Here is a 24,622-nt window from a genome sequence, read left to right as displayed (position 1 = left end):
TAACAATGGGTTGAAAATCATACTGTTGATAGTATAATCGTTACCTAACACAAAAAGACAAAAGCCGATCTAATCCCCACAAGCCGTACCTGGTACCAATAAATTCTTATTTTCCTCCTCAACTGGTTGTATATGCGACAAACATAGAGAGGTTACCCGTAATTAAACCACCAACCCGGAAAAATAGCCCGCTTGGTTCACCATTAATGACATGAGAGCCGATTAATAGCTTTCCAGTGTATGGTCCATCCCATGTATCAATTGTTTGGTCTGGCAACGGGAAGTATTGTTGAAAGACAACCCGTTGATTTTGGTAATAATCTGCGTCCTCGTCTAGAACTTGTCCTTCTGAGACAATTTGGATGCCGCCACCTTCACGACCAAGTACAGGTTTTTTCACATAGGAATGCAGCGAATGTGATGTCTCATATGTAGGTAAAAAGTATTCTTCAATCACCGCTTGTTCCGTCCTTGTGTACCACGCTTCTTTCTTTTCTGTTATCAATGCGAAAAGGGCTTTCGATTGCATCAGTAAACTAGACGGGGGATTGATCACTTTGATTTTATCGTTAATAATGTGGGCGATGAATTGCTCTCCAATTCTTTCTCCAGTTGGCCCTATTTCATCCGGAAAATATTCAAGCGGATAAAGACGGTACAAAAAATAGATTCGTTCTCCTTTTGGTGTCCGAACATCTTCTTTTTCAACGACAATTTGATCTAATGGTATGTATTCTGATTGTTGAGGGTATAGACTCATTAAGTATTGAACAGTTTGTTTATCCTCTTCGTGCCAATCTGCACATGTAAAGTAAAGAGTATCAGTGCTTGAAATATTGTAATCACGTATGATTTGATTCCAAGCGTTTTTGATGTTTGTGGCAATTCGCTCGTTAGGATTTTTACTACTATGTTCCTTACAAATGATTTCTTGGGCAATGGCTGCTTCAACAATCCCGACTGGTGTATCAGTATTGCCCTCAATCACCTTAAGTCCGTCTGCTGAAGCAATAAAATCATACCTCGTAAAATAGGAAAATGCCGTCTTTCCTGGTTGATGAAAAAGATCCCATAAGGAAACAGGGATTCCCATCTTGTGGATAGACGAACGATCATTTACGATCTGCTCATATGTTTTTTGAAAAATATCGTTTACAGCTTTCGATGCATTCTCTAACTCCCGAACGACAGGTGGTGGAACAATGAGTAAAGAATCACTCATGTATTGATTATCTTCACCGTTTTCATAGAGTGTTGCCCACGTAAACCCTTTGGCGGCAACCTTCCGCTCGATTGCTTCCCACCTCTTTAAGTAAACTTCAGGTTCAAATGGTTCAGTTAATGATTTGTACGGAAGCATATAAATATTCTCCTTTTTAAAAACTTATATTGGCAGCAACAATAAGGCCAACTAATACCGAAACTCCACCAAGCAACAAACCGACAGCAACATTGCCATTTTCCACTTCTTTCGCCAAATTCGTATTGCGGGTAAAAACGTATTCAATGACAAGATGCAATACAATTTGAACGATAATCGCAATTAATGCCCAAATAACTAAATCAACTAGGTTAATCGAATGGTGGATTGCTGATTGCAGAACAACTACAAGGCCTGCCATTTTACCTAAGAGCTTTAATGCCACTGCTGTGTTACCGTTTCTAATTTGATCCCGTTCCGAGTATGGCGTGATTAACTTAAAAATATAGGTTCCAATAAAAAATAAAACGAGAGATACGGCCAAATAAATTAAAAAGTGATCAAAGGTTTGTAGATAATAGGTTATATTCATTCGCTTCCTCCTTTTACTCCACAAGGTAAAAAATAAGATAGGTTATCGGTAATGTGTTCACCGGCTCGATATCCAAACGCACTAGCTTTTTCATTAATAATAAAACTTCCTATTAGCAGGTGAGCTTCTTTTTTGCCAGCTTCTGTTGCCACAAGTGCCTTAGGAAGCTCGACATATTTTTGATAGACTTTTACATAATGGTCATAGGTTGTTTTCGTTGGAGCATAAAGCGTCTCTCCATTTTCTCTTATTTCAATCGTATCCCCTTCACGGCCAAAAGCAGGCTTTTTGACATAACGCTCTTTCCTCTCAACAAAAGGGGCCTCATCTAAATACGTCGGTAGAAAGTAGCGGTTGATGATTTGATGCTCACGTTCTGTAAAAAACGGACTCCTTAGTTCATGCATTCCCCATATCGCCGCCATTACCGCCTTACTCTGCATTAAAAACGCAGAGACCGGGTTTAACATGCCCACTTTTCTCTGTTTCACCAAATTCATGAATTCGATTCCAACTGGAAACTGATCGTCGCTTACATCCTCAAGTAAAGCTTCTAGAGGGTAGGTATGACGGTAGAGTATATCAATTTTATTTCCCATCCCGTCATAAACTGCTTTGCCTGCATCGACTTGTAGCTGATGCAGCGGGACAAAGGTAGCTCCTTTCACCTGGGCAACTTTCAGCAAAAACATCATCGTTTCACGATCTTCAACATCCTCTTCGTGGGCAGTAAATACGACATATGGATGACCGGTCACCCCTATTTGCTTCGCACAATGAAAAATGCTATTACGTAGTGCTTTGCCTAAATACTCCATTTCCCCGGCATTCGGATTAGCCATTCCAAATTGCTTAGAAACTAGCCCATTCACCTCAAATAATTCACGAATAAATGTTGGGGTATCCGAGTTGAACTCAATAACTTTTAGCCCTTCCACTGTTGGAATCAGGTCGAACCGTCCAATTACTGTTTCATAAGGGAGAAGCGCCATCTTAAGAAAAGGTAATGCTTTTTCAGAAAAACCAAGAGTGATGCACGTCTCGTCTGGAACTCCTTTTAGCATATGATTAAATTTTTTATAAATCGAATAAATTTCATTAGTGGCTTCTCGAATCAAATTGATATCTTTTTGCTCAAGTGGCAAACAGTCATACAGCGCATATTCCTCACCGTATAATCGATCCCAAAATGATGGGATACTGGTATAAAAGGCATCTCGCCTATCCACCAATGTTCCCCCCTCCTCCAATTCCTGAGCGAGGATTGGTCACTTGGTTAGGGTTTCTAGTCTGTTGTCGATCAGGATTTACATTCGGATCAGTTCGCGGCGTTGTTACGCCAGGCTGTCTCGTTCTTGTTCCTCCGCCAGCCGTTGCTCTCCCAGCCATAAAAGCAGCCATTGTAGGAAACCACATCCCACCATAATAATAATGACCATAGTTTTCGTTACCCTGCTCTGCGCATTGGTAGCCCTCTGCTTCTTCATCCCATTTCCATGTATCACAGTCCGCCTCCTCAGGAGTTGGCAGGAGATCAGGGTCTGGTTGTACATTCGGGTCCGGCATCGCCGGCGGGGAAAACAATTCATCCTGTATCGCAGGCGAACATCCAGCCAATCCCATGAAAGCAACACTCGAACTAAGTAATCCTCTCAAAAGTTTATCGGTTTTTGGTTTTTTCATGATAACACCTCCCTGAATGCTATTCGAATGAATAAATATAGATTATTACCCTAAAAAATTATCCCCTTTAGCCCAACTCGCTAAGAAATCGTAAAAAGTACTATTTCTATACTGTTATGTACTTTTATTTTTCTGACGTTAGCTATAATATCTTCATTGTATCAAAACTTAAGTAATTTTGAAAAAAATTTCCAGTTAATAAATAGGCTACAGACATAAGTATAAAAGATCTTGAACTAAGTTAATCTATGGGAAAACGAGGTAATGATTCATTAGGTACAAAAAGTCCGCTTCAAGTCTAATAATAAAATAAGGTCACATATATGCTCATATGTGACCGTCTACTATTATTCTATTACTATATTTTCTCTCTTTACTTTGAGGTCAATCCTCTAACCGCAAAAGCTACATTTTGTGGACGTTCAGCCATACGGCGCATAAAATAGCCAAACCAATCCTTACCAAATGGAACATACACTCTTACAATGTAACCTTCCTGCACTAATTGTAATTGAAGGTTAGTTCGAAACCCATATAGCATTTGAAATTCAAATAAGTCCTTGGGAATGTTGTTCTCTTTAACAAATTTCTTTACTTTTTCAATAATTGTATGATCATGAGAAGCAATGGCTGTATAACTTCCATTCGTTAAGTGCTGTTTAATTATCCTAAAATAATTTTCATCAATTTTATTTTTATCTTGATAAGCAACCTCCGGCGATTCTTTATATGCTCCTTTCACTAATCGTAAAGGTACCCCATTTAAATCTTCTATATCTTTTTCAGCTCGATGAAGATAGGCTTGGATGACTGTTCCTACATTGTTATATTCTTTTCTGAGTTCCGCAAGCATATCTAATGTCTGTTGGCAGTGGGCATAATCCTCCATATCGATTCGGACAAATATATTATGCTTGTTAGCACTATTTAAAATTCTCCTCATATTTTCTAAACAAAACTCGTAGCTAATATCGAGACCTAATTGAGTCATTTTTAATGATAGGTTACAGTCAACTTTTGATTCAGCAATTGTTTCAATCGATTTAATACAATATTCTGTCGATTCCATTGCTTCCTCTTTTGATTCAACAAACTCTCCCAAATGATCAACTGTACAAGTTAATCCCTTTTCATTTAGTTCCTTGACCTTTAGGATCGCATTGTCAATTGTTTGACCTGCGACAACTTGTGATGCTCCAAACTTTAATCCCCATTTTTTAGCCGCATGATTCATTGCTTTATTTTGAGAAAGGAACATAAAGAATGATTTCATTGATTGCTCTAACATATTACCTCTCCACCTTTCATTTTGTTTTTTATCAGTTAATACTGCAAAAACAATGCCAAAAATAAATGGTGGTAGATTAGCAATTAGAGCATTTATTAAGAGAATGTGTATAAGGCGTTACACAACCTTGTATACCACAATAGACATTATTGTAAATATTAAAGCCTTTTCTAGATTTCGAGGATCTAAACCAAATTTTTAGTTGTTTACTTTCCCTAATTAGCATTGGTATTGATTTCACTTCATTTTTCTACTTTAAAAAACCTTAGCTTATGATCTTGGCATAGTATTTGCATTAATTATAGTTAACACAATATTTAAATAGTTACTAAAGGAGGATGAAGATGAACTTACCACTAACCACTGGACTATGGATTTTTATTCCTATGCTCGCAATAATAGCATTGTCAATTCTAACTTTATTTACTGAAAAGGAGTGATCGCCGTTGAATTTAGGAACTATTGCAACATTTATCGTTTATTTAATTGGAATGCTTCTCATTGGACTTTGGACGTACAGGAGAACAAATACTATTTCTGACTACTTCCTAGGCGGTAGGAAATTAAATAGCTGGGTTGCTGCCATGAGTGCTCAAGCATCTGATATGAGTGGATGGTTGCTACTAGGGCTTCCTGGAGCGATTTATGTAACTGGTATAAATGGAATGTGGATTGCAATTGGATTAGCAGTTGGAACATATCTAAATTGGCAATTTATCGCAAAACGTTTACGCCGTTACACTGAAGCAGTAAACTCAATTACAATTCCAGACTACCTGGAAAACCGTTTTAAAGATAATTCAAAAGTAATTCGTGTAATATCAGCACTAACTATTATTCTTTTCTTCTTATTTTATGCTTCTTCAGGAATGGTTGCAGGAGCTGTTCTTTTTGAACAAGCCTTCGGAATTGATTATAATGTCGCATTATTCGTCGGCTCGATTGTCATTGTATCATATACCTTTTTAGGTGGTTTCCTTGCTGTAAGCTTAACCGACTTTATTCAAGGGATCCTCATGTTCTGTGCATTATTGCTCGTTCCGACAGTAATCATCGTTTCATTAGGTGGATTCACTGGTCTATGGGGATCTATTGGACAAGTAAATATTGACTTACTTAATATTATGAAATCTGTTGGAGTTGAAGATGGAACCTGGACAACCAATATCACTACATTTAGTATAATAGGAACTATATCACTATTAGCCTGGGGATTAGGGTACTTTGGACAACCTCATATCCTTACTCGATTTATGAGTATCAGAAGTGCAAGTGAAATTCCAAAGGCAAGACTAATTGCTATTGTATGGGTTGTACTATCTTTAATTGGTGCGGGGTTAGTGGGTTTAGTAGGAATTACATATTTTGAAACACCTCTTGAAAACCCTGAAAGTGTCTTTATTCTCCTCGTTCAATCCTTATTTAACCCATGGGTTGCCGGAATCTTGCTTGCGGCCATTTTAGCAGCCATTATGAGTACAATCGATTCACAACTTCTCGTTTCATCGAGTGCAATTGCTGAGGATTTCTATAAGCAAATTTTAAGAAGAGAAGCTAACGAAAAAGAACTTGTATGGGTAAGCCGTGGTTCCGTTATTTTCATCTCTGTAATCGCTGTCATTTTGGCAAAAAGCGGGGGTAATGTCCTTGAACTCGTTTCTTATGCTTGGGCTGGATTTGGAGCCGCATTTGGTCCGGTTATTATCCTTTCTCTTTTCTGGATAAGAATGACTAGAAATGGAGCTTTAGCCGGAATCTTAATCGGAGCAATGACGGTTATCTTTTGGAATAAGATTCCCTTGTTTAGTAGTATAGGCTTATACGAACTCGTTCCAGGTTTTATTCTTGCAACGGTTGCTGTTATATTTGTTAGTACCATTGATAAAGCACCATCTGCCGAAATAGAAGAGGAGTTTAACCGAGCAATTTATCCTCAACCTAAACAAAAATCAACCGATACAAATAAAGCTATATAGGAAATTAAAAAATATGGCATGAGTTCAATAATTAGTTGGATTCATGCCATTTTTTTTTCACAAAATGCTAATATAAGTACTTGCTATCAAGGCGAAGATGGAAGCGCGTGCTATTACTACACAATCTTATCTATGGTGGTAGGTCGAACTTCAAGTAGTACGTAGCTGTCTCCACAGAAAAGACCCCGAAGTAGTATGAGTTAAGATTATCTTTTAAGAAGGTCTTTTTCTCATTTTACTTCGGAGGTAATTTAATAATCTATACTTCTAGGACTAATATGGCATGTAGGAATCTATTAAAACATTTCAGAAACAGTCTTCGCTTGCATATGAAGTGTTAAATAATCCGGTCCGCCCGCTTTCGAATCTGTTCCTGACATTTTAAAGCCTCCAAACGGGTGATAGCCGACTATCGCACCAGTACAATTACGGTTAAAGTATAAGTTTCCAACATGAAAATCCTGCTTCGCTTGTTCGATTCGTTCACGATTTTTTGTAATGACGGCTCCTGTTAACCCGTATTCCGTATTATTTGCGATTTCTAGTGCATGATCAAAGTCCTTTGCTTTACTAAACGCTACAACTGGGCCAAAGATTTCTTCTTGCATGAGCCTTGCTTGTGGATCAACATCTGCAAAAATTGTCGGCTGAATGAAATACCCTATCGAGTTATCTCCTTCACCACCGGCAACTAGACGTCCTTCATCTTTACCAATTTCAATATAACTCATGATTTTATCAAATGCCTTTTGATCAATAACTGGTCCCATATAATGCTCATTTGTTGTTGGATCTCCAACTGATAACTCTTGTGTAAGCTTGATTGCTTTTTCTAATACTTCATCATAAACATCTTCATGTATCACAGCACGTGATCCTGCTGAACATTTTTGTCCTGAAAAACCAAACGCTGAGATCACAATTGATTGGGCTGCTAAATCTAAATCAGCTTCACTATCAACAACCACAGTATCTTTACCACCCATCTCAACAATGACACGCTTCAAATGATTTTGACCCGATTGAACGACAGCAGCACGTTCATACAAACGAGTTCCAACGTCACGTGACCCTGTAAACGTAATTAGGCTTGTTTTTGGATGATCAACAAGATAATCGCCCACTTCCGCCCCATTTCCTGGCACAAAATTGACTACTCCTTTTGGAAGTCCAGCTTCTTCTAATACTTCTACAAACTTCGCCGCTACAACTGGAGTCGTACTAGCAGGCTTTAATAGGACAGTGTTTCCAGTCACTATAGGCGCTACTGTCGTTCCAGCCATAATCGCGAACGCAAAGTTCCATGGAGAAATTGTTACAGTTACCCCAATCGGTGTATACATATATTGGTTCAGTTCTCCTTCACGACTGTTTATTGATTTCCCATTTTTGATCTCAACCATTTGACGCGCATAATACTCCATGAAATCAATCGCTTCTGCTGTATCTGCATCAGCTTCTTTCCAAGGCTTTCCTCCTTCTTTGACTAACCATGCTGAAAATTCATGTTTACGGCGGCGGACTATTGCAGCGGCACGTATTAAAATATTTGCACGCTCCTCTGGGTTTGCTTTTCTCCATGTTTGAAAAGCATTATTTGCTTCCTGTATTGCTTTTTCAGCAAGATCCTGATTTGCTTTTGATACAATCCCTATAATTTCTTCTTTGTTTGACGGATTATATGAAACAATTTTCTCTTCCGTTGACACACGCTCTCCGCCGATTACAAGGCTATACTCCTTACCTAACTCCCCTTCTACTTGGCGTAATGCAGCCTCAAAGTCTATACGGTTTTCCTCTACTGTAAAATCCGTGAACGGTTCATGTTTGTAAGGTGTTAACATCTAAATCCCTCCGATAATATTGTTTGTATACTCACAATATTTCTAATGCAACAATCGTGCCAACTTTAAAATCAGGTTCCTATAATGCTTTAATGCCTTAGTTTCATTTACACATCCTATAATCATCTAAACATTTATTACTCTATAAAATTTATACAATAGTGTATAAATACCAATCTAGTTAGACGGTTTTGTATAACCTTTTTATACAGTCTGCATTTTCTTGAGTATTTTAGTCTGATATAGCTGCGGGTAAAAAATATCACATTATATTGGTTTCAATTACCCTACACTATTTCATCTTCCTCAACTTTAAACTTCTTTTTCTAAAATCCAATTATTATACAATTTTGATACTTTTGTAAGAATTTATGGATTTTTCAAACAATTGTGTATACAATCAAAATAACTATTAACATAATTGTAAAACCACTTAAAAGGAGGTTCGACATGAACTATTACATTACACTTAACGATCTATCCTTACCTTTATATAAGAACTTGAACCTAGAATCGATGAAAAAGTGCTATTATAAATTACCATTATCAGAGATTGCTGATAATAAAGACGAGACTGACTTATTATTAGAGGATGATGATGGAACAATTATTGGGTGGGTTCCTTATAAATCCATTCAAACCGAAGTCTTTAAACAATGGAAAAAGACACGAGCATATTACGAGGAGTTACTAAATACAGTCAATGATGCCGTGACAATCGTTGATCACAAAGGTAATATTCTTTCCTGGAATCCTAAATCTGAAGAAATGTACGGACTATCATCACATGAAGTACAAGGAAAATCGATTACGAACTTCTTCAAAAAAGAAGCAGTTGTTCTTATGACTACTATAAAAGAAGGCAATGGAGTAGTTAACAAGTATAATCGGCCAAAATCCCATGTCCATGTTTTAATTAATACTGCCCCCATTTATGTTGACGGCAAAATTATTGGTGGCCTTTCCATTGAACGGGATATTACAGATGTAGTTCGATTAAATGATGAACTTTCTTCGACAACCGCTTACTTACATGAATTAGAGAGTAATGTAGGAGACGAAAAATTGTCACCATTTTCGAAAATCAAAGGACGGAGTAAAGTATTACAATCATCCGTGGATTTAGCGGCGAAAGTAGCAAGAACTGATGCTGCTGTGTTAATTACGGGAGAAAGCGGGGTTGGGAAAGAATTATTTGCCGAGGGCATTCATAAAGGAAGCAATCGCTCAGAAAATCCTTTCATTGCAATTAACTGCGGAGCGATCCCTGCCCCTTTGTTTGAAAGTGAACTTTTCGGTTATGAACAAGGAGCATTTACCGGGGCGGTCAAAGGAGGGAAAAAAGGAAAATTTGATGCCGCAAAAGATGGGACCATCTTTCTAGATGAAATCGGAGAAATGCCACTTGAATTACAAGTAAAACTATTGCGTGTCTTACAAGAAAGAAAGTTCTACCGTATTGGCGGAAATGAAGCAATACCGATAGAAGTTAGAATTATTGCAGCTACCAATCGGGATTTAGAAAAAATGATCGAAAACGGCAGCTTCCGCGAAGATCTATATTATCGCTTAAATGTGATTTCTATTTCTGTTCCACCTTTACGGGAAAGAATTGAAGATATTCCAGAACTTATTCAATTATTTTTAAAAGAGTTTTCAGCAAAGTATGCTACACCTATTCCTAAGATTGACCCGGAAGTGATGTATACCTTTCTTCAACATCGCTGGCAAGGAAACGTCCGTCAGCTTCGAAATGTCATTGAACGAATTGTTATTTTAGGAGGAGATAATGACGTTATTAAACCTGATCATCTTCCATCAAATTTTTTTAGAGATAAAACTGAACCAGAATTACAGGAATCCGCTAACGATTTGGAGGCATTCTCTCAATTAATAAAAGGTGAAGAGAACGAAATAAAACTAGCTCTAAAAAAAACGTACGGGAACAAGTCTGCTACTGCGAAACTATTAGGTATCTCCAGGGCCACTCTCTATAATAAGATGAAAAAATATAAAATCAACTAAAGAATTGAATTTACAACTCTAGTTCTCTAAGTCAGTAATAGAACAACAGAACCCCTTGCTAAAAGGAATCTCCTCTAATGTTTTAGTGCCAGATGACGGAAAATCATACTCATTCTTATTTATGTTGATGCTAATAATACTGAAAGCAGGAAACCCTTATTGGGTACCTGCTTCTTCTTTTATAATGACCTGCGCGACTGCCTCACAGCGGGTCGGGAGGTAATTTTTGACATATTGATGCAGTGGTGTTTACCTTATACTTTCTAAATCATTTAATCAAATGCCTAAAATCATTTCAAAAATATTCTTCACCCCAAACCAATCATGTATTTCAAGCTTAAGCTTAGTTCCCTTACATTTTTCTAAGTTCATTTGATAGACCGGCAGAAACATGCTTAGCGATTTCTGACACCAATCTGCAGCACATTTCTCAGATATGCAATGCTCTCCTTGCAGGCCTGAAGCTCTCTCTCGCGCGCCTCCTCCAACGGTTCATCCGGACGGAGGAAGGGGATTTCATTCTCAAAAATGACGCGATCCAGTTTGGATTGCTCTCTCAGCGCTTTTAGAACCTTCGGCAGGTCGATATCTCCCGTACCGTGTGGAACGCCGATCCAGTGCGCACCAAGAGGATCGATTACCAGCTTATTGTCGCTGAAATGACAGCAGAATGCACCGGGCGCGAGCTTCTTCACCGATTCCTCCGGTCCCTCAGTGACCGAGACGGAGTTGACTGTGTCCAGGCAGGTACCAACTAACGGATGGTCGATCTGATCAACAAGCCAGAGAACCTCATCAGCATAAGTGTCACAGTGATTTTCAATCGCCACTTTCAAGCCAAGCTCTTCGACCAGAGGCAGCGCTTCTTTGAATTCTTCATAACGGACGGCAAGCTGCCGCATGACATCCGGATGGAATCGGGTGGCGTAGTTGGGGCGCGGGCGCTTCACATCAAGGCTGAACTTTACCAGATCGGAGCCAATTGCCTTGGTGATTTGCAGTGCTTCCCGTACAGTGCAATTTACCCGCGAATCACTGGGCGCATCGAACGAAGCGTTGAACTCCAGAAACAAACCACGTTCTTCAGCAGCGGCCTTGACCTCTGCAAGATGCTCTGCTTCCGTATTCTGCAGATCGACCTTTGTGATTTGAAGCCCATCCAGCTCCCATTCAACTGCATAATCCATCAGCTGCTTCAAATTAATAGTCTGAGGAAATGCATAGTCCCCTCCAAAGCCCCAGCTTTCGCCCAAACCAAAAAAGTGCAGGGTGTAAGTATGCATTCCGAGCTTGATTGGTCTGTTATTACTATTTAACATTGCATTTACCTTCCTTTCGTTTCCCATTTCTGTTCTGTTATCTTTTACTGAAATGGATATAAAACGCAGGCAATATCGCCCCGGCCGATTCGTTTTAAATGCCCTACTTTAAATCCTCTATAGAATTAAGATCCATATATTCAGGGACAACAAGACCAATTCTTGTTCCATCTAAATTAGCTCCCAGGTCCTCTATTTTCTCTTTATATTCTTCATAATAAGCCATATGATTAGTCGGTAACCATGCTCCTACAAAAATATCTACATCCCCCTTTGCTAATCCGGCCCAAAGAGGAGCTGCTTCCACTTGAATTAACTTCACATCATAACCAATTGTCTCCAATAAAGCTGCTGCTACGTTTGATCCTGCAATAACATCTGCCCACGAATTGTGTACAATACTGACTTCTTCCCCATTTACTGTTGGTATTCCCTCGGTCCATTCTTTCACTAATTCACTATGATTTTTAACCCATTCTTCACCTGCCAACTTAGGTTCGTTTCCATGTTCAATTGATTGCATAACATCTGCTAAATTATCCGGATTCCAATAGAAACGATCCATTAAATCGTAGGCACTAGGATGATCATTCCTTAACCCCTGGCGAACTATAGTATGTGTTTGTTCTTCTGGACCAAAAATTTGTTTTGGATCTTCCAAAAACTTCAAGTCCCATTCAGAAAACATCCAATGAGGTACCCATCCAGTAATGATTATAGGCTCCTGATTTTTGTACGCACTATTAAGACTTGCAAGCATGGCTGCTTCGGAACTTTCAAACAATATCCATTTGTCTAACCCATATTCTTCTATTGCCGTTTGAGTAACTCCCATCATCCCTGAGCCGGGTTCAATACCTGTAATGGTATAGTTTACCAAATCTCCAACTGATTTTTCAGTATCCTCTTCTTTGCTATTTGTATTTTCTGTTCCACTACATCCTACAATTGCAAAAGATAAAAATAACATTAATAAAATGAATATTGCGGTTTTTTTCATGCTAAATTCCCCTTCTTTCTTTTACCAATATTTTGGGTTAGTCTATCTAAGATAATGGCTACTATTACAATTGCTAGACCCGCTTCAAACCCCATGCCAACATTCAACTGGGAAATTGAACGGTAAACTTCTGTTCCAAGGCCAGGAGCTCCAATCATTGATGCTATTACTACCATAGATAGAGCTAACATAATAGATTGATTGATTCCTGTCATTACAGTCGGTAAAGCAACTGGTAATTGGACTTTTATAAGTTTTTGAATTCCGGTTGCCCCAAAAGAGTCTGAAGCTTCAATTAGTTCTTCATTAACTTGACGGATCCCAAAGTTTGTTAGTCTAATAGTAGGAGGCATTGCAAAAACTACAGATGCAAAAACTCCTGGTACCATCCCTAGTCCAAAAAAGAAAATTGCTGGTATTAAATAAACAAATGCTGGCATAGTCTGCATAAAATCCAAAATAGGTGTTACGATTTGGTTTACAGTATCATTCTTTGCACACAATATCCCTAAAGGAACGCCTATTAAAACTGATATTAAAACAGCTGTTAGGACAAGTGATAAAGTAAATAAAACATGGGTCCATAAACCTAAATTAATCACCAACAACAATCCAATTGCTGTAAATAGAGCCATTTTCCACTGACTAATCCACCAGGAAAATAGAATAAGAATAACGATAAATAACAAAGGTGGTATACTCGCAAACGTTCCTTGAAGAGTGTCTACAAAGAAACCAACAATAGTAGTTATAAGATTAAAAAATCCACCTAAATTTGTTATTAAAAAATTAACAACTACTTCTATCCAGTCACCAATTGGTATTTTATTAAAAGACAAATCCATCTAAATCACCTCAGCTTTACTACTAATTTCATTTTTATCATTAAAGTTGGAACTGCGGTTAATCAAATCCTTATTACCGGACATTGCACCAATAATCGATCTATTTAATATAACCCCTTTTAATTTTCTAGTATCATCTAGTACTGCAAGCGGTATCTTTGTGTAGAAAGCTTTTCCAAGTAAATCAACTATCAATGTCTCTTCAGAAACACTTTCAACGTTTCTGACTATTGCATCATCAAGTTTCTTTCCTATTTTTAGAGCTGATTTGGCCCCTTCTAACGTTAGAGCTCCTATTAACTCTTTTTTCTTATTTGTTATAAAAATAGTAGATAACTCATTGGATTCCATAAGACTAATAGCATTTTTAATATCTTTTCTGATATCCATTGATAGAGGAGCTGTCATAATATTTGAAGCAGTTAACACTTTTGATAAATCAATATCTTTTAAGAAAGAACTTACAAATTCATTTGAAGGATTTAGCAGTATATCTTCAGGTTCGCCAATTTGAACAATACTTCCATCTTTCATTAAAGCAATGCGGTCTCCTATTCTTAATGCTTCATCTAAATCATGTGTAATAAAAATAATCGTTTTATTCATCGTTGCTTGTAAGTTAAGTAGTTCTTCTTGCATATCTTTTCTAATTAAAGGATCAAGTGCACTAAACGCTTCATCCATTAGCAAAATATCAGGGTCGTTCGCCAATGCTCTTGCAAGTCCAACACGTTGTTGCATACCACCACTTAGTTGATGCGGAAAACTATTTTCATATCCTGATAAACCAACTAATTCAAGTGACTTTATAGCAGTTTCTTTTCTGGATTTCTTATCTAAACCTTGAACTTCTAAACCAAATTCGATATTTTTTAATACACTTCTATGAGGAAATAATCCAAAACGCTGAAATACCATACTTATTTTTTTTCTTCTAGTATTTTTCAGATCTTCTTTATTCATCTTTGTTATGTCTTGGCCATCAATATAAATTTCACCAATAGTTGGATCAATCAAACGATTCAACATTCTTACAAGAGTCGATTTACCACTTCCAGATAACCCCATAATAACGAAGATTTCACCTTGATTTACCTCAAAATTCGCATTGTTTACCCCGACTGTTAATCCACTCTTCTCTAGAATCTCATCTTTACTTTCCCCTTCGTTTAGTAACTTAATTGCTTGTTTAGGATTTTTCCCAAAGATCTTAGTTACATTTTTAACTCTTAATTTTGTGTTTCCCGAGTAACTATCCATTCAACTGTTCACCTCTCTGATATTTTTTAATAACTGAAAAGAAAAGCCAATCTGTAGAATTTAATTCATGAAAACATAAAAAGGATCGCGATTTATAAAAGATCTTGATCTCAATATGTTCGTGATCACATATTATCACAACAAAATAGGATAGACAACTCTGAATTTATACAATTTTCAAAATAATTAAACTGATAATCTGATAATAAGTCTTACTAGAGAAAAAAAATCTTGAAGAAATTATTGTAAAGAAGATAGAAGATCATTACATTCTCAAGTCTATTTGTCATCCTATTGGAGAGGCCGTAAAACTTACTTTAAATATTTTATACAGCTTTCTTCCGATTTTATTTTTAATAAATATAATTTTTTGAAAAATCTATTAATAAGGGGTTTTAAATACATTTCCACTATGATAATATTATTAATATGATCACGATCATTTAACTATCGCGATTTAGTAATAGTTGAAAACGTTACCATTACAATAGACAAATCATTTAAGGAGTGAACTTATTTGTTGAAAAAGAATACTGTTTTTATTACATCTCTTGTCGCTACATTGTTATTTATTTTTTTAGGAGTTTTTTTTAATGATTTTGTAAATCAATCATTTTCCTTAATCGTGGGAGGAATCGTTGGTTACTTCGGTTGGTTTTTCATTCTAGGAGGATTTTTATTCCTTGTCGTAGGATTTTACCTGGCTTTCTCAAAATATGGGAATATCAGATTAGGAGATGACACTGATAGACCAGAATTCAGTACATCGACTTGGATTGCCATGTTATTTAGTGCTGGTATCGGGGTCGGTTTAGTATTTTGGGGTATAGCAGAGCCTGTAAATCATTACCAAAACCCTCCGTTCGGTGAAGGATTTACAGCAGAAGCTGCAGATCTTGCAATGAGATATTCCTTTTTCCATTGGGGATTAGGTGCTTGGGCGATCTATGGTATCGTTGCATTGTGTATCGCGTATTTTCATTATAGAAAAAGGTTACCTGTATTACCAAGTTCTATCTTTTATCCGATCATAGGAGATAGAATTTATGGACCGATTGGTAAGACAATCGATAGTTATGCGATTTTTATGGTCGCTCTTAACACAGCTGTTGTTTTTGGAATGATTTCAATGCAGTTGACGAGTGGACTTAACTCTATTTGGGATGTTCCTAATAATTTAACTACGCAAATGATAGTCATAGGAGTTTTAACGGTTATATTTTTAATATCGTCATCAACAGGATTAAAACGCGGCATAAAATATTTATCAAATACAAATATGCTTCTTGGCTTTTTGTTACTATCAATTATCTTTCTCCTTGGACCATCTGTTCAACTTGTACACATTCTTATAAGCTCTACGGCAAGTTATATAGGAACCCTAATACCAGCAAGTCTTCGCTTGGAAACCTTTGCTGAAGATCCATGGATTAACTCATGGACTGTATTTTATTGGGCATGGATGTGTGCTTGGACACCATTTGTCGGAAGCTTTATTGCAAGAATATCCAAGGGCAGAACCATTAGAGAATTTGTATTTGGAGTTTTTGCCGCTCCAACAGGAATAGCGATCGTGTGGTTTTCAATTTTTGGAGGAACTGCCCTTCATCTCATCCATAATTTAGGATTTACACCATTAATCGATGCAGTTAATGCTGATATATCCGTAGCTTTCTTTGCTTTTTTAGGCTATTTCCCTTATAGTTCCGTATTAAACATTTTAGCGGTGTTCTTAATTGTAACGTTTTTTGTTACCTCTGCCGATTCAGTCACCTTTACATTAGGTATGTACAGCAAAAATGGAGATACTAATCCTTCTAATGCCATAAAAATGACATGGGGAATCCTTTTTGCAGCTGCAGCGGTAGTTTTACTTATGAGCGGCGGACTCGATGCGATGCAAAATGTCATTATTGCTATTACATTCCCATTCTATATTCTTATGGTATTTATGTGCTATGCCATTATGAAAGATATTAAAAAAAATAATAAACTATCAAATGAAACACCCCATCCTTACTTAAAATCAAATGAAAAAACTATTAATATGTATAAGCAAGCAAAATAAGAAAATATTTTAATAAAAAAAGCCCGTTAACTAGTTATTACCATATCCGAGTTGACGGGCTTTTTACTTAGATATCAAGTGGGATAAAAAAGATAACCGCTGCACAATACAGAATTATCTTCTTCGGTTGCCTCGTTTTATAAGGTACTTTACAAAGAGTACATATTATATAAAAATGCCCTTTTCTATTATTAGAAATGAATATACGTCTTATATTCATTTCTCTTTATTTTTAAATTCTGATTGAGTGAATGCGCCTGCAGCAATTTGTTTAGCAGCTTTTTTCATGCGTGTGTGCTATTTCTTTTAGAGGTTTTGTTATCCTTCTTGAAATAATAGTTGAAACAAAAATGGATACAAGAATAAGTAAAAACGAACTTATTATCAGAGGCATAATAATAGCTTCAGCTTTTTGCTTAAAATCATTAACAAACACTATGCCTAAAATACTCCACCCTGTCTTTTCATTTTTAATAAACCCAATCAGTGCATCTTGATTATCCAAGTTATGACTAATCATTCCTACCCGATTCTCTTTCTCAATCTCATTATAATAAGTCAGATGAGTAATATCAGAACCAATTTGTTCTTGCATTGGATGGGCGATAATCTTTCCATTTCGGTCAATGACAGTCGCATAACCTGTATCCCCGATATTAATACTATCAATCATTGCAACTAGAGTACTTAAAGAAATATCCATTGAGATAACACCAATGATCTGTCCTTCATTAAAGACTTTACTAGCGATACTAATAATGTGATCACCAGTTATCGATTGATAGATATTAGTCCAAGCGATCGAATCCGATTTAATTCCTTCCAGATACCATGGTCGATCTCTTGGATCAAAATCATCAGTAAGTTCCACTTCGGGGTACATATAGTATTCCCCCTGTTCTGTTCCAAAGTACAGATCAGTAACCTCTGGAGTAGCCTCTACAAATAATTTGAATATACGATGTATTTCTTCTTCATCCATGTTTACCACTTCTTCTCTCTTTGATAGAACATGCAGTGATTTTTCATAGGTTTGAAAAAAATCATTAAACGCTTCATTAGTATCCTTAATCCTGTTCATTGTATCTTTAGAAGAGTCATCCACCATTGTTTTTACAGAAATTTGATAGCTAATGATTGCTGAAATCACAATAGCAATGACAATCAGTGTAATAAATGGTACTAATATTTGTCTCTCAACACTTTGTCTAATAAAGTTCATATAAACCTCCAGTCAAAAACATTAAAGAATTAAAAGTGTAAGCTCTAAACACACGCGTTCGCGCTATAATTGGTAAAGTTTTCAACCAGAGCGGAAATAAATATCCCTTAAAAAGGGCCTTCTCCTTCTTAAGGGATAAAAATGATATTAACCTTTTACAAACACTGTCTTAATTGAAGTAAAGAATTCCTTTGCAGCTTCTCCTTGTTCACGTGAACCTGAGCTGGATAGCTTCATTCCTCCGAATGGCGCTTGAAGTTCAACCCCTGCACTTTCAGCATTGATACGAACTAAACCAGCATCCATATCTTTAATAAAAGAAAGCATATTTGACACATTTGTTGTAAAGATTGATGCACTTAATCCAAATTTGGAATCGTTAGCTACATTTAGCGCTTCTTCTACTGTGTCAACTTTGATTAAAGCTAGTACAGGCCCGAAGATCTCCTCTTGTGCAATCACCATGTCATTGGTTACATTATCAAACACAGCAGGTTGGACATAGAAACCATTTTCAAGGCCTTCTTCTTCATGTTTCTTTCCGCCATATAGAAGTGTTGCCCCTTCTTCTTGACCTTTTTCAACGTAAGAAAGTACTGTATTAAGTTGACTTTCACTTGCACAAGGACCCATCCATGTGCTTTCCTGTAAGCCATTACCAACTTTTAATTCTTTCACTTTAGCGACTAACTTCTCTTTGAATTCTTCATAGACACCGCTTTGAACAATAACACGGCTTGTCGCTGTACATTTCTGACCTGTTGAACGAAGCCCGCCGCTAATTGTTGCCTCAACTGCTAGATCAAGATCAGCATCATCAGTTACGATAACAGGGTTCTTACCGCCCATCTCTAACTGATATTTTGCGCCTCGAGCCAACGCACCTTGTCCAACTGCTTTCCCAACTTGATCAGAACCTGTAAATGTAATTCCATTAATATCTGGATGGTCAACAATTCCTTGACCAATAACTGAACCTGATCCTGTTACCATGTTAATAACACCTTCAGGAAGACCCGCTTCAGCAAAACACTCGATAACTTTCGCTGCTGTAACTGCTGTTTCACCTGCAGGCTTTAATACTACCGTGTTACCGTATACAAGTGCTGGAGCTATTTTCCAGATTGGAATTGCAACTGGAAAGTTCCAAGGTGTAATCACACCAACAACGCCTAAAGAAGTACGAGTCGTAAACATCAGTGCATCGCTGTCAGTTGAAGGGATCACGTCCCCGACCTTTCTCATCCCTTCTCCAGCGTAATAACGTAGAATTGCTACTCCACGAGCGGTTTCTCCTTTTGCTTCTGGAAGAGTTTTTCCCATTTCTCTTGTCATCGTTTCTGCAATTTCATCAAGTCTATTTTCAAGAATGTTAGCAACCTTATAAAGGAAATCTCCTCTTGCTGCCCCAGATAGCTTTCTCCAAGCTACCTGTGCTGTTTTAGCTGCTGCAACTGCTTGATCTAAATCTTCTCTCGTTGATTGTGAAATATAACCGACAATTTCATTCTTATTCGCTGGATTAATGCTAGCCTGAACTTCATTATTTGATGAAGACTGCCATTTTCCGTTTATATAATTATTATATGTTTTGATTTCTGTGTTAACTGCCATCACAAACCAACCCTTCCTATAATGTCATGTTAAAATTTTGAAAATATGAATATAATGTTTAAAAAAATTTACTTCCTAAGAAAACAATAAAAGGAACAGTCAATATTGCACAAATGGTTGAAAAAACTGCCGCTATTACCCCGATTTCTTCATCTTGCGCATAACGTGCTAATAATATTGGAGCGATTGCCATTGTCGGCATAGCAGCTTGAATAATAATGACTTGCTTCATCAACACGGAAAAGTTGGTCAACGAGACAAGTACTATCGTTAAAGCTGGGAAGAATATCAATTTCAATAATAAAGGCAATGTTAATTGACTTATTGACATTGCCCCCCTTTTTTTAAGCATCACCTGTATGAGTATTCCAATGTATAGCATACCAAGAGGTGTGGCTAAGCTTGCTAACATCCCATTCAATTGTATAAATAATTCTGGAAGTTGAATTTCAAAAATGATAACAAATAAAGCCAAAACAATTGAAATCGTTGGTGGATTTATTAATTGTTTAAGAGATGCAAGTGAAAACTTATAATCTTTTTGTATTATAGCAATGGCTACTGTAAATAATACAATACCTAGTCCTGTATCAAACGCTGCTGCAAATAGAGCCCCTGTTGGACCAAATAGTGCTGCACATAATGGAATTCCAATAAAGCCTGTATTTCCTAATCCAGCAATAAAAGCTATTTTTCTTGCATTGCTAGAAGAATAGTTGAACATTCTTGCAAAAATGAACCCTAATACTAATCCTAATAAACTAATGATGATAGAAAATATAAAAATAATCGTCAACTGAGAAATTAGCTCATTCCCTACATTCGTGTTAAAAGCACTATCTAAAATGATGCAGGGAATAGCTACATTGAGCATAATACTAATAAGTAGATTCTTTGCTTCATCGGTAATTTCATTCGTTTTTGCAAGAATATATCCAATTACACAAATAACCCCCATAATAATCATAGGTCCTAAAATCGATAGAAATATCAAGTGAAGATCCCCTCATTAGAAGCAAAACTTACATTCTTTTTAACACATTTTATAAAAACGGTCTATTTTATTTTGCGAATGTAACTTTCACTTCTCCTAAATGATCAAATACAGCAGTAAATTCATCTCCCGGTACAACATCAATGGTAGTAGCTAGGGCCCCAGAAAGAATCACTTCCCCAGCTTTTAATACTACGCCAAACTCTGCTAATTTATTAGCCAGCCATGCAACACAAGCAGCAGGATGCTCCATAGCATTTTTTCCTATACCTTCTTTCATTAACTGACCGTTTTGATATACTTTCAGAGTGATATCAGGAAGGTTAACTTCATCAATTGAAACTGGTTTATCTCCAAGAACATAAAGACCAGAAGATGCATTATCCGCAACTGTATCTTGTAATCTTAAATTCCAATCTTTTATTCTACTATCAATGATTTCAATAGAAGGAAGAACATAATCTGTTGCTTGAAGAACTTCTTCAACGGTTACATTCGGACCTTGTAAATCTTTTTTTAATACAAATGCTATTTCAGCTTCTATCTTCGGCTGAATGACATCATTAAAGGAGACTTCCTGATTATTTTCAACAATCATATTTTCAAATAAATGACCACAATCTGGTGTATCAATACCATACATGATTTGCATGTCGCGAGAAGTTAAGCCAATTTTTTTGCCAACAATTTTTGCTCCCTGAGATAATTTTTCCTGAACAACTTGCAGTTGAACTTCATATGCTTCGTCTAACGTTAAATCTGGCTTCACTTCAGTTAAAGGGTTCATCGTTTTTTGATTCTTCTCCGCTTCAATTAAAAAATCTGCAAGATCTTTAATTTCTTTGGACACTATTTTATTCAATATAGAAACCTCCTCAAGTATGAATTAAATATTCGTTTCATTTTGCAATATTACTTTCCCGAATTTTTCAGACTTTTTAAAGTATTCTTGAGCGTCTCGAGCTCTTTCTAATGGAAACACCTTATCAATAAGAGGTTGAATCTTTCCTTCACGAATCTCAGATAACATTTGATCGAATTCTTTCCGAGTACCTAACGTACACCCTATTATTGATAAATGTTTTAAATAAACTGTACGAATGTCAAGCTGAGTAACCGCCCCAGCTACAGCCCCAGAGGTTGCTAATCTGCCCCCGTTTCTCAGGACTTGTAAACAAGTTGAAAATAAAGGATTTCCCACGACATCCAATACAACATCAATCTCGCCACCCGCTGCCTTCAAAATGTCATCTGATAATGTTGCTGATTTGTAGGATAAAACTTCACTTGCCCCTAGATCTATCAACCTTTCTTTACAAGATAAATCTCTAGCCAATGCAATGACCTCTGCACCAAATACTTTTGAAGCAAGTTGAACTGCATAGGAGCCGACGCCTCCAGTAGCTCCAGTAATAAGAATTTTTTCTCCAGGAACCACGTTGCTTTTTTCAAGCATATGCCATGCAGTAAAACAGCTAACAATAAAAGAAGCACTTTCAGCATAACTCTCCAGAGGCATAGGTCTGCACAGTTCCTTTGGCCATGTAATATATTCAGCATAACCTCCATCACATTCAGAACTCATTAACGTTATATCTTCGGCCATATGCTCTGAGCCATCCGCTCCTGAAGACATAAAAGGGAATAATACTACGTTTTCCCCTATACATTTTGGATCGATGTTTGAACCTGCAGATATAATTTTCCCTGCCACATCTGTTCCTGGAACACGTGGAAAAGAAATTCCCTCCCGTTTCCAACCTGCTCTTTCATTTTCTTTCGTATCTGTACCGTAACCACCTTCACGCATTAAAATATCTGAATTATTCACAGCACAGGCATATATTTTTACCAACACTTCATTTTCATTAGGGATTGGTACAGGTACCATCCGTTCCTCAAGCTTTTCTAAGCCGCCATATTCTGTTACGACTACAGCCTTCATTTGTGATGGAATTGGTTCTAACAACTCATTTCTTTCCAAATTCTCACTTCTCCTTACTACATATTTCTTCTTGGTAAAAGATCACGATTTAAAAATGATCGTGATCTTTTACAGTCAATAAAAAATACACTTATTTTTAGGATACTATACAACCATGAGGTTTAACAAACGAAACTGTTTTTGGTTCTTTATCAAGATACAAAACAATCGAGTCGTCTTCTTGACGGACATCATACGTTTTTATTTTACAATTTTTATCATTGAATATAGATTCACCTGTTTTAACATCAAATCCCCATCCATGTAAAGGGCAACGTAAAACCTCATGATGTTTTCCATATTGATACGTATGAGGATCACTTGGTAACATTGTTCCATCTATCGAACCATATATCATTGATACTCCCTGATGCGGACATTTATTTCGAAGGGCAAATAACTGACCATTGATATTAAAAATAGCAATTTCTGATCCATCAACTTTTACTAATTGCCGCTGTCCTGGCTTTAAATCTACTGCAGAGCAAACTACTGTACCCGTTTTCAATTCACTCATTGTCCTGCTCTCCTTTCTACTTTCGCTCAAAATTATAAGTGTTTAAAGCATTTTCATAGAAAATTTTATTTCTTAATTCTTTTGGAAAATTATTAAATACACGTCCTGCTTCATCCCCATCCCAGTGTGGATAATCACTGCAATAAAGAAGCATATCTTCGATGCCCGCCATTTGAATAATTTCCAATAAATCTTTAGGACGATACGGCTCTTCAATTGGCTGCGTTCCTAAGCGGACATTTCTTTTAATATATTCGCTAGGTAACTCTTTTACCCAAGGTACTTCCTCACGAAGTGTCTTCCAGTTTTTATCTATTCTCCACATAAGTGGCGCAATTCCTGCGACACCATATTCTACAAATACAAATTTTAATTTAGGGAACCTTTCAAAAACCCCTTCACAAAGTAAACTAACAATATTCCTTTGAGCATTAAACCCTAAACAAGTATGCCATTCCAGGTAAGTTGATGCTGGACCTACTGCTTGGGATGGGCCGTTCTCTCCTGAGGCCTCAGAATCTGGGTGGATAAGCATTGGCAGTCCATAGTGTTCTGCTGCTTCATAAATTGGATATAAGTTTCTATTTCCAAATGGAATATAAGTAGTTTGTAAATTAACTGCTGCAACTCCAGGTTTTTCCCCAATTCTTTCAATTTCCTTTACTGCTGCCACAGGATCAAGAGGTGATACAAGCATAGACATCTTATACCTGCTGTCTTTTTCAATCCAATTCTCATATTGCCAGTCATTAAAAGCTGAATTAAATTCATTAGCGATATCTATATTGTGAAAAGCACCCATTGTTGCATTACATGAATTCAAAATTCCATATTGTGTGTTTGAACGATCAAACAAATCTTTCGCTACAAATTCAGGATCAGCACCTGGGATTGCCCCTTCCGGTGAAAAAGCATCTCCCCGCACTACTGAAACTGGGTTGATATATCTACATTCTGGGAAGCGAAATTCTGCTGCAGAGACTAATTTCCCGCTTAAAGCTTGTTTTTTAAATTTCCCAATATTTAAACGCTTTTGAAGCGATTCATCACAATATGGTGCAAGGTCATCAAGTGAATTTAAATAAGAATGAACATCGGAATCAATAACTAACTGTTTTGTCTTTGCAGAACCAGCAACACTTTTTTCATTAATTGCATTAACCATTTTAATAACTCCTCTCATAATACGA

At 36.9% G+C, this 24,622-nt stretch carries 20 protein-coding genes; 3 read left to right on the top strand and 17 right to left on the bottom strand.

What is annotated here, in order from left to right:
* Window positions 1-118: 118 nt before the first annotated feature.
* From ACJ2A9_RS18640 to ACJ2A9_RS18620, 5 genes are all read right to left on the bottom strand, one after another.
* On the bottom strand, window positions 119-1,360 hold the full coding sequence (locus ACJ2A9_RS18640) for a glutathionylspermidine synthase family protein (RefSeq protein ID WP_441423191.1): 1,242 nt from the start codon (window positions 1,358-1,360) through the stop codon (window positions 119-121).
* A gap of 16 nt (window positions 1,361-1,376) precedes the next feature.
* Window positions 1,377-1,793 carry a DUF350 domain-containing protein gene (locus ACJ2A9_RS18635; RefSeq protein ID WP_441423190.1) on the bottom strand — a complete coding sequence of 139 codons (417 nt, stop codon included), beginning with the start codon at window positions 1,791-1,793 and terminating at the stop codon, window positions 1,377-1,379.
* Complete coding sequence (locus ACJ2A9_RS18630; RefSeq protein WP_441423189.1) at window positions 1,790-3,022, bottom strand: glutathionylspermidine synthase family protein; 1,233 nt, start codon at window positions 3,020-3,022, stop codon at window positions 1,790-1,792. The genes ACJ2A9_RS18635 and ACJ2A9_RS18630 overlap by 4 nt, the downstream gene beginning before the upstream one ends.
* Window positions 3,015-3,476: a hypothetical protein gene (locus tag ACJ2A9_RS18625; RefSeq protein ID WP_441423188.1), complete on the bottom strand. Its 462-nt coding sequence runs from the start codon at window positions 3,474-3,476 to the stop codon at window positions 3,015-3,017. The genes ACJ2A9_RS18630 and ACJ2A9_RS18625 overlap by 8 nt, the downstream gene beginning before the upstream one ends.
* A 373-nt stretch (window positions 3,477-3,849) precedes the next feature.
* Window positions 3,850-4,764: a proline dehydrogenase family protein gene (locus ACJ2A9_RS18620; RefSeq protein ID WP_441423187.1), complete on the bottom strand. Its 915-nt coding sequence runs from the start codon at window positions 4,762-4,764 to the stop codon at window positions 3,850-3,852.
* 446 nt (window positions 4,765-5,210) lie between these two features.
* Here ACJ2A9_RS18620 and putP point away from each other — a divergent pair, with 446 nt between their 5' ends.
* A complete protein-coding gene (putP, locus tag ACJ2A9_RS18615; protein WP_441423186.1) occupies window positions 5,211-6,740 on the top strand; it encodes a sodium/proline symporter PutP in 1,530 nt (509 codons plus the stop codon).
* Between the two features lie 296 nt (window positions 6,741-7,036).
* On the opposite strand, the gene pruA is transcribed toward putP, so the two are convergent.
* A complete protein-coding gene (gene pruA / locus ACJ2A9_RS18610) occupies window positions 7,037-8,584 on the bottom strand; it encodes an L-glutamate gamma-semialdehyde dehydrogenase (RefSeq protein WP_441423185.1) in 1,548 nt (515 codons plus the stop codon).
* Between the two features lie 450 nt (window positions 8,585-9,034).
* Between pruA and ACJ2A9_RS18605 the strand changes: the two genes are divergently transcribed.
* Window positions 9,035-10,609, top strand: a complete 1,575-nt coding sequence (locus ACJ2A9_RS18605; protein WP_441423184.1) for a sigma-54 interaction domain-containing protein — start codon at window positions 9,035-9,037, stop codon at window positions 10,607-10,609.
* A gap of 395 nt (window positions 10,610-11,004) precedes the next feature.
* On the opposite strand, the gene ACJ2A9_RS18600 is transcribed toward ACJ2A9_RS18605, so the two are convergent.
* The 4 genes from ACJ2A9_RS18600 to ACJ2A9_RS18585 form a co-directional block, all read right to left on the bottom strand.
* On the bottom strand, window positions 11,005-11,928 hold the full coding sequence (locus ACJ2A9_RS18600) for a sugar phosphate isomerase/epimerase family protein (RefSeq protein WP_441423183.1): 924 nt from the start codon (window positions 11,926-11,928) through the stop codon (window positions 11,005-11,007).
* A 103-nt stretch (window positions 11,929-12,031) separates the two neighbouring features.
* Entirely contained in the window at window positions 12,032-12,928 is an 897-nt protein-coding gene (locus tag ACJ2A9_RS18595; RefSeq protein ID WP_441423182.1) for a glycine betaine ABC transporter substrate-binding protein, read from the bottom strand.
* A complete protein-coding gene (locus ACJ2A9_RS18590) occupies window positions 12,925-13,773 on the bottom strand; it encodes an ABC transporter permease (RefSeq protein WP_441423181.1) in 849 nt (282 codons plus the stop codon). The genes ACJ2A9_RS18595 and ACJ2A9_RS18590 overlap by 4 nt, the downstream gene beginning before the upstream one ends.
* Window positions 13,774-15,033, bottom strand: a complete 1,260-nt coding sequence (locus tag ACJ2A9_RS18585; RefSeq protein ID WP_441423180.1) for a quaternary amine ABC transporter ATP-binding protein — start codon at window positions 15,031-15,033, stop codon at window positions 13,774-13,776.
* A 517-nt stretch (window positions 15,034-15,550) separates the two neighbouring features.
* Between ACJ2A9_RS18585 and ACJ2A9_RS18580 the strand changes: the two genes are divergently transcribed.
* Entirely contained in the window at window positions 15,551-17,101 is a 1,551-nt protein-coding gene (locus ACJ2A9_RS18580; RefSeq protein WP_441423179.1) for a BCCT family transporter, read from the top strand.
* Between the two features lie 271 nt (window positions 17,102-17,372).
* Here the strand turns inward: ACJ2A9_RS18580 and ACJ2A9_RS18575 are convergent, their stop codons facing one another.
* The 7 genes from ACJ2A9_RS18575 to ACJ2A9_RS18545 all read right to left on the bottom strand — a co-directional run bounded on the left by ACJ2A9_RS18575 (window position 17,373) and on the right by ACJ2A9_RS18545 (window position 24,597).
* Window positions 17,373-18,323: a cache domain-containing protein gene (locus tag ACJ2A9_RS18575; protein ID WP_441423178.1), complete on the bottom strand. Its 951-nt coding sequence runs from the start codon at window positions 18,321-18,323 to the stop codon at window positions 17,373-17,375.
* A 147-nt stretch (window positions 18,324-18,470) separates the two neighbouring features.
* On the bottom strand, window positions 18,471-19,937 hold the full coding sequence (gucD, locus tag ACJ2A9_RS18570) for an alpha-ketoglutaric semialdehyde dehydrogenase GucD (RefSeq protein ID WP_441423177.1): 1,467 nt from the start codon (window positions 19,935-19,937) through the stop codon (window positions 18,471-18,473).
* Between the two features lie 58 nt (window positions 19,938-19,995).
* Window positions 19,996-20,931, bottom strand: coding sequence for an AEC family transporter (locus tag ACJ2A9_RS18565; protein ID WP_441423176.1), 936 nt, complete (start codon window positions 20,929-20,931; stop codon window positions 19,996-19,998).
* Window positions 20,932-20,998: 67 nt separating this feature from the next.
* The gene (locus tag ACJ2A9_RS18560) at window positions 20,999-21,784 is read right to left on the bottom strand and encodes a 2-keto-4-pentenoate hydratase (protein ID WP_441423199.1); all 786 of its coding nucleotides are present in this window, start codon (window positions 21,782-21,784) and stop codon (window positions 20,999-21,001) included.
* A gap of 33 nt (window positions 21,785-21,817) precedes the next feature.
* Window positions 21,818-22,915 carry a zinc-binding dehydrogenase gene (locus ACJ2A9_RS18555; RefSeq protein ID WP_441423175.1) on the bottom strand — a complete coding sequence of 366 codons (1,098 nt, stop codon included), beginning with the start codon at window positions 22,913-22,915 and terminating at the stop codon, window positions 21,818-21,820.
* Window positions 22,916-23,012: 97 nt separating this feature from the next.
* Window positions 23,013-23,432, bottom strand: a complete 420-nt coding sequence (locus ACJ2A9_RS18550) for a Rieske (2Fe-2S) protein (protein ID WP_441423174.1) — start codon at window positions 23,430-23,432, stop codon at window positions 23,013-23,015.
* Between the two features lie 16 nt (window positions 23,433-23,448).
* On the bottom strand, window positions 23,449-24,597 hold the full coding sequence (locus ACJ2A9_RS18545) for an amidohydrolase family protein (RefSeq protein WP_441423173.1): 1,149 nt from the start codon (window positions 24,595-24,597) through the stop codon (window positions 23,449-23,451).
* Window positions 24,598-24,622: the final 25 nt, after the last annotated feature.

The sequence above is a fragment of the Anaerobacillus sp. MEB173 genome (genome assembly GCF_052119505.1).
In the GTDB taxonomy this organism is placed as follows: Bacteria; Bacillota; Bacilli; order Bacillales; family JBJMAU01; genus JBJMAU01.
This window is presented reverse-complemented; position numbering and strand designations above follow the sequence as displayed.

Coding starts and splice junctions, on each gene's coding strand:
- ACJ2A9_RS18605 (WP_441423184.1), top strand. CDS start 9,035: ATGAACTATTACATTACACTTAACGATCTATCCTTACCTTTATATAAG.
- ACJ2A9_RS18595 (WP_441423182.1), bottom strand. CDS start 12,928: ATGAAAAAAACCGCAATATTCATTTTATTAATGTTATTTTTATCTTTT.
- ACJ2A9_RS18625 (WP_441423188.1), bottom strand. CDS start 3,476: ATGAAAAAACCAAAAACCGATAAACTTTTGAGAGGATTACTTAGTTCG.
- ACJ2A9_RS18620 (WP_441423187.1), bottom strand. CDS start 4,764: ATGTTAGAGCAATCAATGAAATCATTCTTTATGTTCCTTTCTCAAAAT.
- pruA (WP_441423185.1), bottom strand. CDS start 8,584: ATGTTAACACCTTACAAACATGAACCGTTCACGGATTTTACAGTAGAG.
- ACJ2A9_RS18575 (WP_441423178.1), bottom strand. CDS start 18,323: ATGAACTTTATTAGACAAAGTGTTGAGAGACAAATATTAGTACCATTT.
- ACJ2A9_RS18590 (WP_441423181.1), bottom strand. CDS start 13,773: ATGGATTTGTCTTTTAATAAAATACCAATTGGTGACTGGATAGAAGTA.
- ACJ2A9_RS18545 (WP_441423173.1), bottom strand. CDS start 24,597: ATGGTTAATGCAATTAATGAAAAAAGTGTTGCTGGTTCTGCAAAGACA.
- ACJ2A9_RS18640 (WP_441423191.1), bottom strand. CDS start 1,360: ATGCTTCCGTACAAATCATTAACTGAACCATTTGAACCTGAAGTTTAC.
- gucD (WP_441423177.1), bottom strand. CDS start 19,937: ATGGCAGTTAACACAGAAATCAAAACATATAATAATTATATAAACGGA.
- ACJ2A9_RS18550 (WP_441423174.1), bottom strand. CDS start 23,432: ATGAGTGAATTGAAAACGGGTACAGTAGTTTGCTCTGCAGTAGATTTA.
- ACJ2A9_RS18600 (WP_441423183.1), bottom strand. CDS start 11,928: ATGTTAAATAGTAATAACAGACCAATCAAGCTCGGAATGCATACTTAC.
- ACJ2A9_RS18585 (WP_441423180.1), bottom strand. CDS start 15,033: ATGGATAGTTACTCGGGAAACACAAAATTAAGAGTTAAAAATGTAACT.
- ACJ2A9_RS18635 (WP_441423190.1), bottom strand. CDS start 1,793: ATGAATATAACCTATTATCTACAAACCTTTGATCACTTTTTAATTTAT.